Source organism: Streptomyces sp. NPDC001604 (genome assembly GCF_042893475.1).
Taxonomy (GTDB): domain Bacteria; phylum Actinomycetota; class Actinomycetes; order Streptomycetales; family Streptomycetaceae; genus Streptomyces.
Window position 1 is genome coordinate 172,642 of sequence record NZ_JBIAUY010000011.1, and the last position, 17,161, is coordinate 189,802.

At 72.4% G+C, this 17,161-nt stretch carries 13 protein-coding genes; 10 read left to right on the plus strand and 3 right to left on the minus strand.

Annotation, left to right across the window (positions count from 1 at the left end):
- The first annotated feature begins 199 nt into the window (after nucleotides 1-199).
- Nucleotides 200-1,369 (plus strand): damage-control phosphatase ARMT1 family protein, encoded by a 1,170-nt coding sequence (locus ACFY1E_RS28020; RefSeq protein ID WP_389080394.1) that lies wholly within the window; start codon nucleotides 200-202, stop codon nucleotides 1,367-1,369.
- 15 nt (nucleotides 1,370-1,384) lie between these two features.
- Here the strand turns inward: ACFY1E_RS28020 and ACFY1E_RS28025 are convergent, their stop codons facing one another.
- Nucleotides 1,385-2,647: a cytochrome P450 gene (locus ACFY1E_RS28025; protein WP_389080395.1), complete on the minus strand. Its 1,263-nt coding sequence runs from the start codon at nucleotides 2,645-2,647 to the stop codon at nucleotides 1,385-1,387.
- Between the two features lie 633 nt (nucleotides 2,648-3,280).
- On the opposite strand from ACFY1E_RS28025, the gene cyc2 reads away from it, so the two are divergent.
- From cyc2 to ACFY1E_RS28055, 6 genes are all read left to right on the plus strand, one after another.
- Nucleotides 3,281-5,437, plus strand: a complete 2,157-nt coding sequence (cyc2, locus tag ACFY1E_RS28030) for a germacradienol/geosmin synthase Cyc2 (RefSeq protein ID WP_389080397.1) — start codon at nucleotides 3,281-3,283, stop codon at nucleotides 5,435-5,437.
- Nucleotides 5,438-5,538: 101 nt separating this feature from the next.
- Entirely contained in the window at nucleotides 5,539-7,416 is a 1,878-nt protein-coding gene (gene phsA / locus ACFY1E_RS28035; protein ID WP_389080399.1) for an O-aminophenol oxidase PhsA, read from the plus strand.
- 82 nt (nucleotides 7,417-7,498) lie between these two features.
- A complete protein-coding gene (locus ACFY1E_RS28040; RefSeq protein ID WP_389080400.1) occupies nucleotides 7,499-8,074 on the plus strand; it encodes a PDZ domain-containing protein in 576 nt (191 codons plus the stop codon).
- A 156-nt stretch (nucleotides 8,075-8,230) separates the two neighbouring features.
- Complete coding sequence (locus tag ACFY1E_RS28045) at nucleotides 8,231-8,848, plus strand: LysE family translocator (RefSeq protein WP_389080401.1); 618 nt, start codon at nucleotides 8,231-8,233, stop codon at nucleotides 8,846-8,848.
- Between the two features lie 117 nt (nucleotides 8,849-8,965).
- On the plus strand, nucleotides 8,966-10,093 hold the full coding sequence (locus ACFY1E_RS28050) for a M24 family metallopeptidase (RefSeq protein WP_389080403.1): 1,128 nt from the start codon (nucleotides 8,966-8,968) through the stop codon (nucleotides 10,091-10,093).
- Between the two features lie 47 nt (nucleotides 10,094-10,140).
- Complete coding sequence (locus ACFY1E_RS28055; RefSeq protein ID WP_389080404.1) at nucleotides 10,141-11,088, plus strand: aminoglycoside phosphotransferase family protein; 948 nt, start codon at nucleotides 10,141-10,143, stop codon at nucleotides 11,086-11,088.
- 300 nt (nucleotides 11,089-11,388) lie between these two features.
- On the opposite strand, the gene treZ is transcribed toward ACFY1E_RS28055, so the two are convergent.
- Nucleotides 11,389-13,134, minus strand: a complete 1,746-nt coding sequence (treZ, locus tag ACFY1E_RS28060) for a malto-oligosyltrehalose trehalohydrolase (RefSeq protein WP_389080405.1) — start codon at nucleotides 13,132-13,134, stop codon at nucleotides 11,389-11,391.
- Nucleotides 13,135-13,307: 173 nt separating this feature from the next.
- Here treZ and ACFY1E_RS28065 point away from each other — a divergent pair, with 173 nt between their 5' ends.
- From ACFY1E_RS28065 to ACFY1E_RS28075, 3 genes are all read left to right on the plus strand, one after another.
- Nucleotides 13,308-13,859, plus strand: coding sequence for an FHA domain-containing protein (locus tag ACFY1E_RS28065; RefSeq protein ID WP_389080407.1), 552 nt, complete (start codon nucleotides 13,308-13,310; stop codon nucleotides 13,857-13,859).
- 159 nt (nucleotides 13,860-14,018) lie between these two features.
- Nucleotides 14,019-15,383 carry a M14 family zinc carboxypeptidase gene (locus tag ACFY1E_RS28070; protein WP_389080408.1) on the plus strand — a complete coding sequence of 455 codons (1,365 nt, stop codon included), beginning with the start codon at nucleotides 14,019-14,021 and terminating at the stop codon, nucleotides 15,381-15,383.
- The gene (locus ACFY1E_RS28075; RefSeq protein ID WP_389080410.1) at nucleotides 15,380-15,799 is read left to right on the plus strand and encodes an SSI family serine proteinase inhibitor; all 420 of its coding nucleotides are present in this window, start codon (nucleotides 15,380-15,382) and stop codon (nucleotides 15,797-15,799) included. Before ACFY1E_RS28070 ends, ACFY1E_RS28075 begins: the two co-directional genes overlap by 4 nt.
- Nucleotides 15,800-15,842: 43 nt before the next feature.
- Here the strand turns inward: ACFY1E_RS28075 and ACFY1E_RS28080 are convergent, their stop codons facing one another.
- Nucleotides 15,843-17,093, minus strand: coding sequence for a M14 family zinc carboxypeptidase (locus tag ACFY1E_RS28080; RefSeq protein WP_389080411.1), 1,251 nt, complete (start codon nucleotides 17,091-17,093; stop codon nucleotides 15,843-15,845).
- Between the last annotated feature and the right edge of the window lie 68 nt (nucleotides 17,094-17,161).

Consider the following 17,161-nt stretch of genomic DNA (forward strand, 5'->3'; position numbering starts at 1 on the left):
GCCGGGCGTCGGGTGTGTCCGGCGTCTGCGGCTGCGTCGTGGCTTGTCGCGCAGTTCCCCGCGCCCCTTACAGGGCGCTTGTCTGCGGGGCGTCGTGGTTTGACGCGCCCGCGCGTTGGGCCGCCGATCGACACGGCCCCGCGCCCCTTTCGGCGCCGGGGACCGGAGTGGAGTCGCTCGGCCCGCTTAGGGTGGGTGCATGCCCCACAGCCCGTCCGTGCCCGTGATCCTCGGCAACGAGCCGGGGTCCTTCCCCCACAGCGTGCTCGCCGAGCGGCACCCCGCGATCATCCGGCAGGTCCGGGATGCCTTCCCCTACGGCCCCGCACAGCACCGCGCCCTCGACGCGCTCCTGGCGAGCTGCACCAAGGGCGTCGTCGAACCGCTCCCGGCCGAGGCGCACGACCGGGACCGCTGGGAGGCGTGGGGCCTGGCCCAGTACGCCGGCCGCTCCTGGTACGACATCCCCTGGCTCTGGTCGGAGAGCTACTTCTACCGCCAACTCCTCGACGCCGTGGGCTACTTCGGCCCCGGGCCCTGGCAGGGCATCGACCCGTTCCGCCCCTTCAAGCTGGCCGAGCTCGACTCCCCGGAGACGGACGAGGAACTGGCCGCCCTCGACGCCCTGCCCGCCGACGACCAGGACCGCGCCCTGCTGCACGGCTCCCTCTGGGGCAACCGCGCCGACCTCGGCTTCCGCCTCTCCGCCACCGGCGCCGGCACCGCGGACACCGCCCCGGGCCTGGTCGCCGACGACAGCGAGACCCTCTGGTCGCTGCTCCCGTCGTCCGGTGCGGGCACGCTCTGCCTCATCGCGGACAACGCGGGCCGCGAACTCATTCCCGACCTGCTCCTCATCGCCCACCTCCTGGAACGCGGGCGCATCGGGCGTGCCGTCCTGCACATCAAGCCGTACCCCTACTACGTCTCCGACGCGACGACGGCCGATGTGCTCGACGGGCTCAGGAGACTGGCGGGGGCGCGGGGCGCAGCCGTCGAGTACGGCCGCATCCTGTGGTCGGCGATGACCGACGGCCGCCTCGCCCTCCGCGCCCATCCCTTCTCCGCGGCACCGCTGCCGTACGCGGACATGCCGGGCGACCTCCGCGCGGAACTCGCCACGGCCGCGCTGACCGTCGTGAAGGGCGACCTCAACTACCGCCGTCTCGTGGGAGATCGGCTGTGGACCCCGACCACGCCCTTCGCTGACGTCACGGCCCACTTTCCCGGCCCGGTCGCCGCTCTGCGTACCCTGAAGTCCGACGTGATCACCGGCCTGGCCCCCGACACCGAGGCCGCGCTCGTGGCGGCCGAGGGGCAGCGGTGGCGGACCGGCGGCACCCACGCACTGATCCAGGTACGGACGTGAGGGCCGTGTCCGAACTCAGTCCACCTGCACCGGCAGCGACTTGATCCCGTTGATGAAGTTGGACGTCAGCCGCCTGGCGGGCCCCGCCGTACGCAGGACCGGCAGGGCGCGCAGCGCCGCCCCGTACAGCACCCGCAGCTGCAACCGCGCGAAGTGCGCGCCCAGGCAGACGTGCGGGCCGTCCCCGAAGGAGACGTGCGGGTTCGGCGTACGGGACAGGTCGAGGCGGTCCGGTGCGGCGAAGACCCTCTCGTCGTGGTTCGCGGAGGCATGGAAGACGACCACCTTGTCGCCCGCACGGATGCGCCGCCCCGCCAGCTCGGTGTCGCGGGCAGCGGTGCGGCGGAAGGTGAGGACGGGCGGGTGCCGACGGAGCAACTCCTCCACCGCGAGGGACAGTTCGGCCTTCCCGGCGTGCAGCAGCTCGTACGCCTCAGGGTGCTCGGCCAGGATCAGCAGGCCGCCGGGTGCGGCGCTGCGGACGGTGTCGTTGCCCGCGACGGTGAGCAGGAAGAAGAACATCTCCAGTTCGGTGTCGGCGAGTTCGGGGTCCTGGGCGAGCGTCGTCATCACGTCGTCGGCGGGGTGACGGCGCTTGTGCGCCGCGAGCTGCTGGGCGTAGGCGAACATGTCCCGGAGCATCGCGGGGGAGCGGGGGTCGACCGGTTTGCCGTCCGCGTCGAGCACGGGGGTGCCGGCCTCGTCCGGGTCCTGGTAGCCGATGACCCGCTGCGTCCAGTGCAGCAGCAGACCGCGGTCGCTGTCCGGGACGCCGAGCAGGTCGGCGAGGTTGAGCAGGGCGTAGTCGTCGGTCACGGCGGTGACGAGGTCGACGGTGCCGTCGGTCGTACGGGCCGTCTCCAGCGCCTGGGCGAACAGGGTCCGGGCCCGCTCCTGCACGACCGACGCGAAGCGGTCGATCCGGCCGGGGGTGAAGGCGCGGCTGACCATTCGCCTCAGGCGCCCGTGCCGCGGCGGGTCCTGATTGAGCATCATGCGCCGGATGAAGGGAAGGTCGGCGGGGTCGGGGTCGCGGATCTGGGTCGCTCCGAGGTGTGAGGAGTACGTGGCCGAGTCCTTGAGGACGCGTACGACGTCCGCGTGCCGGGTCACCGCCCAGAATCCGGGCCCGGCCGGCCAGCCCAGCACCTCGGGCTCGTCCTGCCAGGCCACGGGGTGGTGGTCGCGCAGGACGCGGTAGGCGGCGTGGGGGACTCCGGCGGCGTACTGCCGTGGATCGAAGACGTCCGGGACCGGCGGGGCCTCGTGCGCATGCATGCGACCACGGTGGGGTTCCCCGCGGGGCTTCGGCAAGGGAACGCGGGACGTTTCGCGCGATGTGCCTCCTTTGTCGGCGGCTGCGTCGTGACTGGTCGCGCCCACGCGGCGGAGCCGCAGATCGATGCAGTCCCGCCGCCCTGTGGGTGCGTCCTCCCGTGTTGTGGTTCTCGGGGCCGGTCCGGCACGGGTTTCTCACCGAGGCCGCCGTGGGGGACGTGCTGCCGAGCCTCGGGCGGATGGCGGCGGGATTCGGGGTCGCCGCCGTCGCCGGGATCGCGGCGGGTGTCGCGGTGGGACGGTCGCGCCGGGCCTACGCCCTGTGCAGTCCCGTCCTGCAGTTCGCGCGGGCCGTGCCGCCGCCCGCGCTGGTCCCGTCTTCGTCGTCGTCCTCGACTTCGGCACGCCGCCTCCCACATCGTCCTCGACCTGCCCGTCGAACTCCCCGGAAAGCGCGACCGGATCGCCACCAGCGGCCTGCCAGAGTTCGTGGTGCTGCGAGCGGAGGTGGGGCGGGCGGTGCGGGGCTCCTAGGGCCGCCGTCCTGTTCCCGGTTCGCCCCGGATTCACGCGATGGTGTGATCATGTCCCGGCCCGCGGATGGTCCCGCAGGGCCACGGGTAGGGCCCGGCCATGACGCAGCAGCCCTTCGAACTCCCGCACTTCTACATGCCGTATCCCGCACGGCTGAACCCACATGTCGACGAGGCGCGTGCCCATTCGACCGAGTGGGCCCGCGGGATGGGCATGCTGGAGGGATCCGGGATCTGGGAGCAGTCCGACCTCGACGCCCACGACTACGGACTTCTGTGCGCCTACACCCACCCCGAGTGCGACGGCCCCGCCCTCTCCCTGATCACCGACTGGTACGTGTGGGTCTTCTTCTTCGACGACCACTTCCTGGAGACCTTCAAACGCAGCCAGGACCGCGTCGGCGGCAAGGCCTACCTGGACCGGCTGCCCTTGTTCATGCCGCTCGACCTCGCCACTCCCGTACCGGAGCCGCAGAACCCGGTCGAGGCCGGGCTCGCCGACCTCTGGGCCCGCACCGTGCCGTCGATGTCGGTGGACTGGCGCCGCCGCTTCGCCGTGGCGACCGAGCACCTGCTCAACGAGTCCCTGTGGGAGCTGTCCAACATCAACGAGGGGCGGATCGCCAACCCCGTCGAGTACATCGAGATGCGCCGCAAGGTGGGCGGCGCCCCCTGGTCGGCGGGGCTCGTGGAGTACGCGACCGCCGAGGTGCCCGCGTCCGTGGCCGCATCGAGGCCGCTCAGGGTGCTGATGGAGACGTTCTCCGACGCCGTCCACCTGCGCAACGACCTGTTCTCCTACCAGCGGGAAGTCGAGGACGAGGGCGAGAACAGCAACGGCGTGCTCGTCCTGGAGACCTTCTTCGACTGCACCACCCAGGAGGCCGCCGACACCGTCAACGACGTCCTCACCTCCCGCATGCACCAGTTCGAGCACACCGCCCTGACCGAAGTGCCCGCACTGGCCCTGGACCGGGGCCTCACCCCGGACGAGGTCGCCGCCGTCGCCAAGTACACCCAGGGCCTGCAGGACTGGCAGTCCGGCGGCCACGAATGGCACATGCGCTCCAGCCGCTACATGAACGCCCGTGCGCAGGCCACGCACCCATGGCACGGCCTGACCGGCCCCGGCACCTCCGCCGCCGACGTCGGTGCCCTGCTCGCGGCGGCCGGCGCCGAGCGCCTGCGCGCCTACACGCACGTGCCGTACCAGAAGGTCGGCCCGTCCCTGCTGCCCGACTTCCACATGCCCTTCGAGGTGGAACTGAGCCCCCACCTGGACGGCGCGAGGCATCGCCTCACCGGCTGGATGCACGCCATGGGCATGCTCCAGGAGGGCGTCTGGGACGAGGACCGGCTCGCCGCCGCCGACCTCCCGCTGTGCTCCGCGGGCCTCGACCCCGACGCGACACCCGAGGAACTCGACTTGAGTTCGCAGTGGCTGGCCTGGGGGACGTACGGCGACGACTACTACCCGCTCGTGTACGGCCACCGCCGCGATCTGGCCGCCGCACGGCTGACCACCCGGCGCCTGGCGGACTGCATGCCCGTCGACGGCGAGGAGGCCCCCGCCCCGCTCAACGGCATGGAACGCGGCCTCACCGACCTCTGGGCGCGCACCACGGCGCAGATGACCCCCGAGCAGCGGCGCACCCTCAGGGACTCGGTGAACGTCATGACCGAGAGCTGGGTGTGGGAGCTGTCCAACCAGCTGCAGAACCGCATCCCCGACCCGGTCGACTACCTGGAGATGCGCCGCGCCACCTTCGGCTCCGACCTCACCCTGAGCATGTGCCGGATGGGCCACGGCCCCGCGGTCCCGCCCGAGGTCTACCGCAGTGGCCCCGTCCGCGCCCTGGAGAAAGCCGCCATCGACTACGGGTGCCTCATCAACGACGTCTTCTCGTACCAGAAGGAGATCGAGTACGAGGGCGAGATCCACAACGCGATCCTCGTCGTGCAGAACTTCTTCGGCATCGACTACCCGACCGCACTCTCCGTCGTCCACGACCTGATGACCCAGCGCATGCAGCAGTTCGAACACATCGCCGCGCACGAACTGCCCGTCGTGTACGACGACTTCAACCTCACCCAGGAGGCACGCGAGGCGATGGACCGCTATGTGAAGGACCTGCAGAACTGGATGGCGAGCATCCTCAACTGGCACCGGAACGTGGACCGTTACAAGCCGGACCATCTGGCCCGCCGCACTCACGGCTTCCTCCCGGAACGGTCGGCCGCCATGACCGCACATTAAACTTTTTCGTGCGGAACGGGACATTCAGGGAACTTGGGCGAGGCGTCGGGAGTCTTCTGAGACAAGGGGAACAGACCACAGAACACGGGGGTGTTCGAGCCTTGACCGAAATCATCGAGAGGATCACCGAGGGCGGCAGCACGGGGGAGACGGCGCCGGCTCCGGACGAACTGGCGCCGTACGTCACGCCGTTACCCGTCCCGCCCGTCGTACGTCCCGGATCCGGTGACGTCCTGCGGGAGACGGAGATCGCCCTGCGTCCGACCTGGGTCCGGCTGCACCCGCAGCTTCCGCCGACCCTGATGTGGGGGTACGACGGGCAGGTGCCGGGCCCGACCATCGAGGTGCGCCGCGGGCAGCGTGTCCGCATCGCCTGGACCAACCGCATTCCCCGGGGCAGCGAGTACCCGGTCACTTCGGTGGAGGTCCCGGTCCGCGCCCCCGGCACCCCGCCGCCCACGACCGAACCCGGCCGCGAGGGCGTCGAGCCGAACAAGGACGTCGCCGCCCTGCCCGCCTGGTCGGTGACACACCTGCACGGAGCCCAGACGGGCGGCGGCAACGACGGCTGGGCCGACAACGCCGTCGGGTTCGGCGACGCCCAGCTGTCGGAGTATCCGAACGAGCACCAGGCGGTGCAGTGGTGGTACCACGACCACGCCATGAACATCACCCGGTGGAACGTGCACACGGGCCTGTACGGCACCTACCTCGTCCGTGACGACGAGGAGGACGCCCTCGGGCTGCCCTCCGGGGACAGGGAGATCCCGCTGCTGCTCGCCGACCGCAACCTCGACACGGACGAGGACGGCCGGCTCAACGGACGGCTGCTGCACAAGACGGTCGTCGTCCAGCAGCAGAACCCGGAGACGGGCAAGCCGGTCTCCATCCCGTTCACCGGCCCGTACACCACGGTCAACGGCCGCATCTGGCCGTACGCCGACGTGGACGACGCCTGGTACCGATTCCGGCTGGTCAACGCGTCCAATGCGCGCATCTACAGCCTGGTCCTCGTCGACGAGGACGACAACCCGGTGCCGGGAGTCGTCCACCAGATCGGCAGCGACGGCGGACTGCTGCCCCGCCCGGTCCCGGTCGACTTCGACGACGCGCTGCCCACGCTGACCGCTGCCCCCGCCGAGCGCTTCGACCTGCTCGTCGACTTCCGCGGCCTCGCGGGCCGGACGCTGCGCCTGGTCAACAAGGGCCGCGGACAGGCGCCGGGCGTGCCCGACCCGGTGAACGACGTGCGCTACCCGGCGGTCCTGGAGTTCCGCGTGGGCGACAGCGGCTGCACGGACGACTTCGAACTGCCCGAGGTGCTCTCCGGCTCCTTCCGCCGGCTCACCCACGACATCCCGCACGGCCACCGCCTGGTCGTACTCACCCCGCCCGCCACCAAGGGCGCCGGCGGACACCCGGAGATATGGGAGATGACCGAGGTCACCGACCCCGCCGGCATCCAGGTCCCGGCCGACGGCATCATCCAGCTCAAGGGCCCGGACGGCACGACGAAGACGTACCGGCGCACCTCCCGGACGTTCAACGACGGCCTCGGCTTCACCATCGCCGAGGGCTCCTACGAGCAGTGGAGCTTCCTGAACCTCGCGCCGATCGTCCACCCGATGCACATCCACCTGGCCGACTTCCAGCTGCTGGGCAGGGACGCGTACGACGTCTCGGGCTTCGACCCGGCGGTGGGCGGCACCCGCGCGCCGATCGCGTACGACGCGGGCACGCAGCTTCCGCTGGCGCCCAACGAACGCGGCTACAAGGACGTCTTCCGGGTCCCCGGCGGTCAGATTCTGCGGGTCATGGGGAGGTTCGACGGTGCGTACGGCCGGTTCATGTACCACTGCCACCTTCTCGAACACGAGGACATGGGCATGATGCGGCCCTTCGTCGTGATGCCCGAGGAAGCGATGAAGTTCGACCACGGCGGCGCGCACGGCGGCCACGGCGAGGGCCACACGGGCTGACCCCGCGGGCCGTCGCAGTCTCACCCGTTCGTGGCTCGTCGGGCGCCGGGGCTCCGGGTAGAGCTCCAGCCGGAGGCGATCCATGGAACAGACTGCGTTGCGTCCCAAGCCGATGCCGGGCGGGGAGCCCGGCGGCGGCACCGAACCCGGCTCCGCCCGGCGCCCGCATGCCGTGCGCCGGCGCGGCCGACGGCTCAGGACCGCCCTGTTCGGCCTGCTCGTCGGAACGGTCCTGGTGCTGTCCGGGGTAGGACTCGGCACCGTCGGCGCCACGGTGATCGGCATGAGCAAACTCGCCGACCTGCAACGCCAGGCGCAGGCCCCCGGCAGCCCGTCGGCCAGGGCGCACCCCAGTCCGTCGTCCCCGACGGCATCCGCGTCCCCGGCGCCCGCCGTCGCGACCCTGGGCCTGGAGGCCGTGGACGCGTACAAGGCGGGCGCCCTGGTCGTCGGCGTCCACGTGCCCGGCCCGGGCTATGCGGCGGGACTGGTCCGGGGAGACGTGATCCTCGCGTTCGGCAGGACCCGCATCGACTCGGCCGCCGACCTCGCACGCGCCGTCGCCCGGGCCCGCCCGGGCGACGGCATCACCCTGACGGTCCGTCATCGAAGCGGCGGCTACCAGCAGTTGTCGGCGATCCCGGGCGTCGTCACATGACCACCCGGAAGTGAGTCGGGCAGCAGGGCCGACCGGGGCGTCCCGGTCGGCGATCTGCTCGCCCTCCCAGGGCAGCCGCAGCGTCCAGGCCGCGTATCCGTTCAGCGGCGGGGAAAACAGTGGTCCCCGTCCATGGAGTGGGCCACGATGAGCCGCATGCTGAGCACCCTTCTCGCCTTCCTCGGCGCCTGTACCTTGATCGCCGCCTCACCCGGCCCCAGCACGGTGCTGATCATCAAGCAGTCGCTGCGCAGCCGCCGCTCCGGCTTCCTGACCGTGCTCGGCAACGAGACCGGCGTCTTCGTCTGGGGCGTGGTCGCCGCGTTCGGGCTGACCGTGCTGCTCGCGGCCTCCGAAGTGGCGTACGGGGTGATGCGGATCGTCGGCGCGGTCGTCCTGGTCGGCTTCGGCATCCAGGCGCTGCGGCAGGCGCGGCGCACCAAGGAAGCCCCGGACGGCTGGGAGGGCGCCGAGAGGAGCGGCTGGGCCGCCTACCGCGGCGGGCTGCTGCTCAACCTCGCCAACCCCAAGGCGGCGATCTTCGCCATGTCCTTCCTGCCGCAGTTCGTGCCGCAAGGCGTCGCGCACCTGCCCGCGATGATCGGTCTCGCCGCACTCTGGGCCGTCTACGAGGTCGGTTACTACGGCCTGTACGTGTGGTTCGTCGGCCGGACGCGGGCCGTCCTGTCCCGCGCCGGGGTGCGCCGGCGCCTGGAGCAGGTCTCCGGGGGCATGCTGCTGCTCCTCGGTGCCCGCCTCGCCCTGGAGGGCTGACGCCATGGCCGACGCAGCGCCCGAAAGACCGGCAGACCGGTCGCGCCGCCCCCGCGGTACGGGCAGGATGCTGCCCGTAGTCCCTTGTGGTCCCTTCACCCGCCCAGGGAGGCCCGGATGACCGGCAGTACGCGCGCGCCCTTCACCGCCGACGACTACCGGGACCGGATGGACCGCGCCGCGCGGGCCGCCGCCGACGCCGGTCTCGCCGGGCTGCTGGTGGCGCCCGGCCCGGACCTGGTGTGGCTGACCGGCTATGCACCCCCCGCGGTCACCGAACGGCTCACCCTGCTGGTCCTCGTCCAGGGACGCACCCCCGTCCTGGTCGTCCCCACCCTGGAGGCCCCCGACGCCGCACAGGCCGCCGGCGCTCCAGCCCTGGCGCTGCGCGACTGGACCGACGGCAAGGACCCCTACGCGGCGACCGCCGCCCTGCTCGCCGGCAGCGGCCGCTTCGGCATCAGTGACAACGCCTGGGCGATGCACCTGCTCGGACTGCAGCGGGCGCTGCCCGGCACCGACTACGCGTCGCTCACCGACGCACTGCCGATGCTCCGCGCCGTCAAGGACCCGGCGGAACTGGAACTGATGGCGGCCGCGGGAGCGGCCGCAGACGCAACGTTCGAGGAGATCCGCAAGGTTCCCTTCTCCGGCCGCAAGGAGTCCGAGGTCGGCGCGGACCTCGCCGACCTGCTGCGACAGTTCGGCCACTCGCAGGTCGACTTCACCATCGTCGCCTCCGGCCCGAACGGCGCCAACCCGCACCACGAGGTCGGCGAGCGCGTCATCGAACACGGCGACATGGTCGTCCTCGACTTCGGCGGCCTCAAGGACGGCTACGGCTCCGACACCTCCCGCACCGTCCACGTCGGCGACCCCACCGACGAGGAGCGCCGGGTGCACGACCTGGTGCGCGAGGCCCAGGAGGCGGGTTTCCGGGCGGTGAAACCCGGCGTGGCCTGCCAGGAGGTCGACCGAGCCGCCCGGGCGGTCATCGCGGAGGCCGGGTACGGCGAGTACTTCATCCACCGCACCGGGCACGGCATCGGCGTCACCACGCACGAGCCGCCGTACATGATCGAGGGCGAACGGCAGCCGCTCGTGCCCGGCATGTGCTTCTCCGTCGAGCCCGGGATCTATCTGCCCGGCCGCTTCGGCGTGCGCATCGAGGACATCGTCACGGTCACCGAGGACGGCGGCCGTCGCCTCAACAACACCGACCGAGAGATGGTCATAGTGGACTGAACGACCCCAGGAGCCCCAGCACACCTTCGAGTGACAACGGCGCGACCATGACCCAGGCACCGACACCCACCGCGGACACCGTCCGCCGGCTGGTCAGTTCTCTGATCAAGGAGGGCACTGCAAGGGGGGACGGCGGACCCGAGGTGCGGCCCGTCGCCGAGGGCGGCGAGCACTCCACCTGGTGGGTCGGCACCCGCCATGTCCTGCGGCTCGCCCCGGACCGCGAGGCCGCCCTGCGCCGGCGCCGTGAACTGCGCCTGCGTGACCTGGTACGCCCGCATCTGCCGGTCGCCGTGCCGACCAGCGTGGCGCACGGCGAGTGGGCGCCCGGGCTGACGTACACGCTCGACACCAAGGTGCCCGGCGGGACGGCGGAGCAGTACGACGTGTCCGCCGTCGGTGAGGCCGACCTCGCGGGGGTGCTCACCGGGCTGCGCGAGGTGCCCGCACGGCAGGCCGAGACGCTCGGTGTGCCGCGCACCGCCCCGCGCTCCCTGGAGGCGCTGCGCCGGGCCGCCGTACACGCCGCCGAACGCCTCGCCGCGGCCGACGAGTTCGACCCCTCCCGCCTCCACCAGCTCACCCCGCAGGCCGCCGTCCAGCTCGCCGCACAGCCCGGCACCGCGGTTCTCGTCCACCACGGCCTCAAGGGCGAGCACCTCGTGGTCAGCGCCGACGGCAGGGTGCGCGGCATCCTGGACTGGACCGACGCGGTCGTCGGCGACCCCGCCGAGGACATCGCCGGCCTCGCGATCGCGGTCGGCTCACCGGCCGCCGTCCGCGCCGCCACACTCGCCGGCTACGCCGCCCGCCCCTGCCTCCGCGGCCTCTGGCTGGCCCGCTGCGATACCGTCGTACGCCTCGCCGAACACCTCAAGGGCCAGGACACCGACCCCCTGCCCCTCCTCAGGCTCCAACTCCGCCGCGCCTGGGAGGCGATCCTCCTGGAGAGGGTGACGGAGTTCCGGGACGAGGACGCGGACGACGAACTCTAGGCAGCCTCGGCAGGTCCGGTGCAGCGGCGTGGGGCGGTGTTCGTGTGTGGCTGCCGCCGGGCGGGCGCGACCGTCGTGACGGAAGCGCGGAGGGCCGGGCGTGGCAGGGTCCGCGGAGTGACTGGTGCCGTTCAGGTCTGCGGCAGCGCTGTGGCCGACTTGCCGGGCAGCCGCGGCACCGCGTGTGCGCTCAAGGGTGCGGGGCGGTCTTCGTGTGTGGCTGCCGGGCGGGCGTGATCCGCCGCGAGGGCCCCGCGGACGGCCGAGTGTGGCACGGTCCGCGGAACTCCCGGTGGCCGTTCAGGCCTGCAGCAGGACCACGGCCGACTCCCCGGGCACATGCAGCACCCCGTCCGCGCCCGGCGGCTCGACGGGCTCCCATGCGGCCAGTACGTCCGCGTGGCGGGGGCCCAGGGGGATCGCCGCCGGCTCCTTGGCGAGGTTCACGGCGACGCGGACGTCCCCGCGGCGGAAGGCCAGCCAGCGCTCCCGCTCGTCGAAGGCCACCTTGGTGTCGGCGAGGTCGGGATCGGTCAGGTCGGCCTGCTCGTGCCGCAGGGCGATCAGCCTGCGGTACCAGTCCAGCACGCGCGCGTGGGGCTCGTCCGAGAGCTCCGCCCAGTCCAGGCAGGAGCGGTCGCGCGTCGCCGGGTCCTGCGGATCGGGGACGTCCTCCTCGGCCCAGCCGTGCGCCGCGAACTCCCGCCGCCTGCCCCGCCGTACCGCCTCGGCGAGTTCCGGATCGGTGTGGTCGGTGAAGAACTGCCAGGGCGTGCCGGCCGCCCACTCCTCGCCCATGAACAGCATCGGGGTGAAGGGTGCGGTCAGCGTGAGGGCGGCAGCGCAGGCGAGCAGGCCGGGGGAGAGGAGCGCCGACAGGCGGTCGCCCTGGGCGCGGTTGCCCACCTGGTCATGCGTCTGGCTGTAGCCAAGGAGCCGGTGCCCGGCCACCCGCGTGCTGTCCAGGGGGCGCCCGTGGTGCCGGCCGCGGAAGCTGGAGTACGTGCCGTCGTGGAAGTAGCCGTGGGTCAGGGTCCGGGCCACCGCGGCGAGCGGAGCGCGGGCGAAATCCGCGTAGTAGCCCTGGGACTCGCCGGTCAGCGCGGTGTGCAGGGCGTGGTGGAAGTCGTCGTTCCACTGCGCCTGCAGCCCGAATCCGCCCTGTGCCCGGGGCGTGATGAGCCGCGGGTCGTTGAGGTCGGACTCGGCGATCAGGAACAGCGGTCGGCCCAGATCGGCCGCGAGGGCGTCCACGGCCGTCGACAGTTCCTCGAGGAAGTGGCACGCGCGCGTGTCCGCCAGCGCGTGCACCGCGTCCAGGCGCAGCCCGTCGATCCGGTAGTCGCGCAGCCACGCCAGCGCGCTGCCCAGCAGAAACGCCCGCACCTCGTCCGAGCCGGGAGCGTCCAGGTTGACGGCGGAACCCCAGGGCGTGTGGTGCGTGTCCGTGAAGTACGGACCGAACGCGGGCAGGTAGTTGCCCGACGGCCCGAGGTGGTTGTGCACGACGTCCAGGACCACGCCGAGGCCCAGTTCGTGCGCCCGGTCGACGAACCGTTTCAGCGCCTCGGGCCCGCCGTACGGCTCGTGCACGGCCCACAGCGAGACACCCTCATAACCCCAGCCGTGCCGGCCCGGGAAGGGGCACAGCGGCATCAACTCGACATGGGTGATGCCCAGTTCGGCCAGATGCCCGAGCTGCTCGGCGGCCGCGTCCAGAGTGCCCTCGCGGGTGTACGTGCCCACGTGGAGCTCGTACAGGACCGCGCCCGGCAGCGGGCGCCCGGCCCACTCGGTGCGCCATGCGTACCGGTCGTGCTCGACGACCGCGCTCAGCCCGTCCGGCCCGTCCGGCTGCCGCCGCGACCGCGGGTCGGGCAGCACGGGGCCGTCGTCCACCGCGAACCCGTACCGCGAGCCGTCCCGCGCCGCGGCCTCCGTCCGCCACCAGCCCTCCCGGTCCGGATCGCGCTCCAACGCGCGCGTGGCGCCGTCGCACTGGAGCGTCACTCGGCCGGCCTGCGGTGCCCACACCTCGAACTGCACGGACGGTTCCCCTTTGTCTGCTCACCGTGATGTAGCCCGTCCATGGTGCTTCAAACGAGATCAATCCGCTTTTGAATCACCCCTTTTACGGCGGGTGTCGTCAGGTGCGCGCGCGTGGCGGCCGTTTTCTCGTTTTCTGGACACCCGCGGTTCACTGACCGACAATCACCAACGTGACGTCGTCTTTCGAGTTCAACACGTACCCCGCGCGGCTGTCCGACGGGGAGCGCGACAAGGCGCTGAAGGTGCTGCGTGACGGCGTCGCCATGGGTCGGTTGTCGCACGATACGTTCATCCGCCGCATGGAGCTGGCCCTCACCGCCCGCCGCTCCGAGGAACTCGCCGCACTCACCGCCGACCTCCCGCAGGAAAGCCGCGTCGCCCGCCTGGTGTTCGGCACCGTGGAGGCGGTCTCCGGCTTCACCGTACGGCTGCGCAGGGCCTGGCAGGCCGAGCGGCTCCCCAAGCTGCTGCTGCCCCACCCCGCGGGCGGCCACCCGCTGCGCATCGGTCGGGATCCGGCCAACGGACTGCGCCTCACGCATGAAACCGTGTCCCGTGTGCACGCCGAACTCAGCCGCCAGGGCGGCATGTGGGTGCTGCGCGACCTCGGCTCGACCAATGGCACCACGGTGAACGGCCGGCGGGTCATCGGAGCCGCCGTCGTGCGCGAGGGCGATCAGGTGGGCTTCGGGCGGATGGCGTTCCGGCTCGCCGTCGACTGAGCCCCGCTGAGTCACGCCTTAGCTTTGGCCTGGGCATGACACCCTGTTGACGTGGGGTGATGGCGCAAATCGCATTGTGTTCCATGGTGTTGACGTACCCGTCAAGTCGTGACTGACTGTGCGTACGCCATGCACATCAGGTGAACCGACGGCGCCACATTGTGGAGGTGTGCCCTGCCGCCCCTCCTGCGCTACCCGACCGTCGACGAGCTCGGCGCGCGGGCGGCTGCACTCGTCTCCCGGCGTCCGAGCGACGCCCGTCTGCGCCGCGTCGGTACCTCGCGCGCGGGCACCCCCATGTGGCTGCTTTCCGTCGGTCACGGCAGCCGTCAGGCCCTCGTCGTCGCAGGGCCGCACGCCAACGAACCGGTCGGCGGCGCCACCGTGCTCCGCCTGGCCGAACGGGTCCTGGCCGACCCCGGTTTCACGGAGGGCGCCGACGCCACCTGGAACCTGCTGCTGAGCCTCGACCCCGACGGCCTGCGCCGCAACGAGGGCTGGCTGCCGGGCCCGTACAGCCTCGGCCGGTACTTCCGGAACTTCTTCCGGCCCGGCTTCCTGGAACAGCCCGAATGGCTGCCCGACGGCGCGGCCGCCGCCGCCCTGCCGGAGACCCGCACCCTGCTCGACCTCCAGGACGAACTGCGGCCCTTCCTGCAGTGCTCCCTGCACGGCGTCGACGTGGGCGGCGGCTTCGTCGAGCTCACCCACGACCTGCCGGGCCTCGCGGGCCGCCTCGCGCACACCGCCGCCCGCTTCGGCATCCCGCGTGAACTCGGGCCCTACGACACCCTGTACTGGCCGAGCCTCGGCCCCGCCGTCCACCGCATCCCGCCGCCCCGCATCGGCGACCTGGCCGCGGCCATCACCGAGGCGGCCGTCGAGTCGACCTGGTTCCACCCCTACCGGCACGGCACGGTCACGGCGGTCGTCGAGGCGCCCATGTGGGGCGTGGCGGCCGTGGAGGACGGCTCCCCGCCCGCCGACGCGGCCGAGGTGCTGCGCGCCGTCAGCCACACCCTGCGCCACGACACAAGGCTCCTGGAGGTGCTCCTGGCGCGGCTGCGGCCCCATCTCGCAGGCATGCCGGACGCGGCCCGCCTGCTCGCCCCGGTGGACGACTATTTACTGGTCTGCCCCGGGCTCGCCGACGCATGGGACCCCGATGTCGCCGACGGCGCGCGTCCCCTCCCGCCGCTCAGCACCGCCCATCTGGCCGCCCTGCGCATCGCCGGGCGGCGGCTGGCGCTGCGCACGGCGGGCCTGCTGCACCAGCTCGTGACCCGCGCCGGCCGCGACCCGGCCGGCGTGCTGCCGGACCTGGACCGTCTCATCGACGACTGGTGCGCGGACTACCGCGAGGGCATGGGGGCGCGCTGGATCCCGGTACCGCGCCAGGTGGAGTACCAGTCGCGCGTGGTGCTCGCCGCGTTCGAACTCGCCCTGCGGCATGCGCCCGCGTGCTCCCGTTCGGGTGAGTCGGGGTGGGGTTCCCAGGCCGCCGTGCCGATGCATCGGGAATGACGATCAGCACCACAGTGAAAGCGGTACGGGGCTCGCTGCTGGCGGCCGCCCTCCTCGCCGGCGGCGCGGCCCCGGCCCAGGCGGCGTCCCCGGGTTTCCCGCCGACCGACTGGCTCTACCTCACCGTCACCAAGGGCGACGCACGGTCCCCCCACACGCGTGACACCCTGCTGCTGTGCGACCCACCCCAGGGGCACGCGCGAGCAGCCGACGCATGTGAGGAGCTGGCGGCGGCGGACGGCGACATCGCCCGCATCCCGTCGAAGAAGAACATCTTCTGCCCGATGATCTACGCCCCGGTGACCGTCCACGCGCGCGGGGAGTGGAACGGCCGACGGGTCGAGTACACCCAGACCTTCTCCAGCGCCTGCGTCATGGCCGGCCGCACCGGGTCGGTCTTCGCGCTGGACGCCTGACCCGCGCGCTGCGGCGGCCTGCCGGGCGCGTGACGGCTCGTGGTCAGGCCGCCCGGTCGCGCGCGTGCAGCGCCGCCGCGAGGACCGTCCGCAACTGGTGCTCGACCTGGTGCTCCAAAGGCACCCAGCGGGCGCGGAAGCGCTCCGCGAAGGCGTCGCTCCAGGTCGCCACCAGCCGCTCCAGGCCCGGTGCCGCCCGGTCGTCCGCCTCCTGCAGGACACGCAGCAGCATGGCCGCCGCCCGCAGCGGCAGGCGGCGGCCGAACGCGTCCACGCTGCCGACGTACGCCATCGTGTTGTCGGCGGGCGGCGTGCGCATCCAGTCCGCGGCCAGGCCCGGAACCAGTTCCAGCGCCCACTTGGCGGCCCGCAGCAGCGGACCGTCGAGGCCCTCCAGACGCGGCAGCGCCTCGGCGAGCACCCGCTCCACCTCCAGCGCGTCCCGCAGCAGCCGGCGCGCCAGCCGGCGCATCGCCGCGGCCGGAGCGGGATGCGGGGCGGGGTCGTCCACCAGGTCGCTGGCCCACATCGGCACCTCGACCACCGCCGTCAGACCGCCGTGCCGGTGCGGGTCGTACCAGGTGCTGTGGCGTGCGTCGTCCGGCATGCTCGGATACGCGGCGCCCGCACCGGGGGAGGGCATCACATGCACCCCGGGCCCGGACGCGGCCCAGCCCGCGGCGTCCGAGGCGCCCGTCTCCACCGGGATGTGCAGCTCGGCGGCGGACTTCGCGAACGGCTCGGCGAGACCCGGTATGTCCTTGGTCAACTGGACCCAGCTGCCGCCCAGATCGGTTCCGTGCAGGGTCGCCTGGAGGTAGGGGCGCAGCTCGTCGATGACCCGGGTGAGCGCGCGGGTCTCGGGCGGCAGCCGGTGCGGCGGCAGCACCGACGGCGACCACTCCGGCTGCTCCTCGGCCGCCGGCCGGAAGAACCCGAGGTGGTAGTCGAACAGGCTGCGGGGCGCCGGTGTGCGGTGCAGGCTCGCCCCGTCGGGGTCGGCGCACAGCAGGAAGTGCCAGGAGGTGTCCGCACGCAACTCCCCCTCGGACACCACCCGTTCGGCGAGCGCGAGGGACGTGGAGCCGCCGGTCGGCTCATTGGCGTGGGCGCCCGCGACGACGAGCACGGCACGCCGCGCATGGCCCACGGACAGCAGGTGCAGCGGTCTGCCCGCGCGGGAGACGCCGACCTGTCTCAGCGTGCACAGACCCGGTCTGTGAGCGGCCAACGCGCCTGCGGACGCGATGAGTTGAGTCAGGGTGGGATAGCGCAGCTGCGGCAGGAGACTCACCCCCGTCACGTCCGCCCGGCTTCGCAATCCGCAGTACCCCACGCTCCAGGTGAAGTGTCAATAACGCC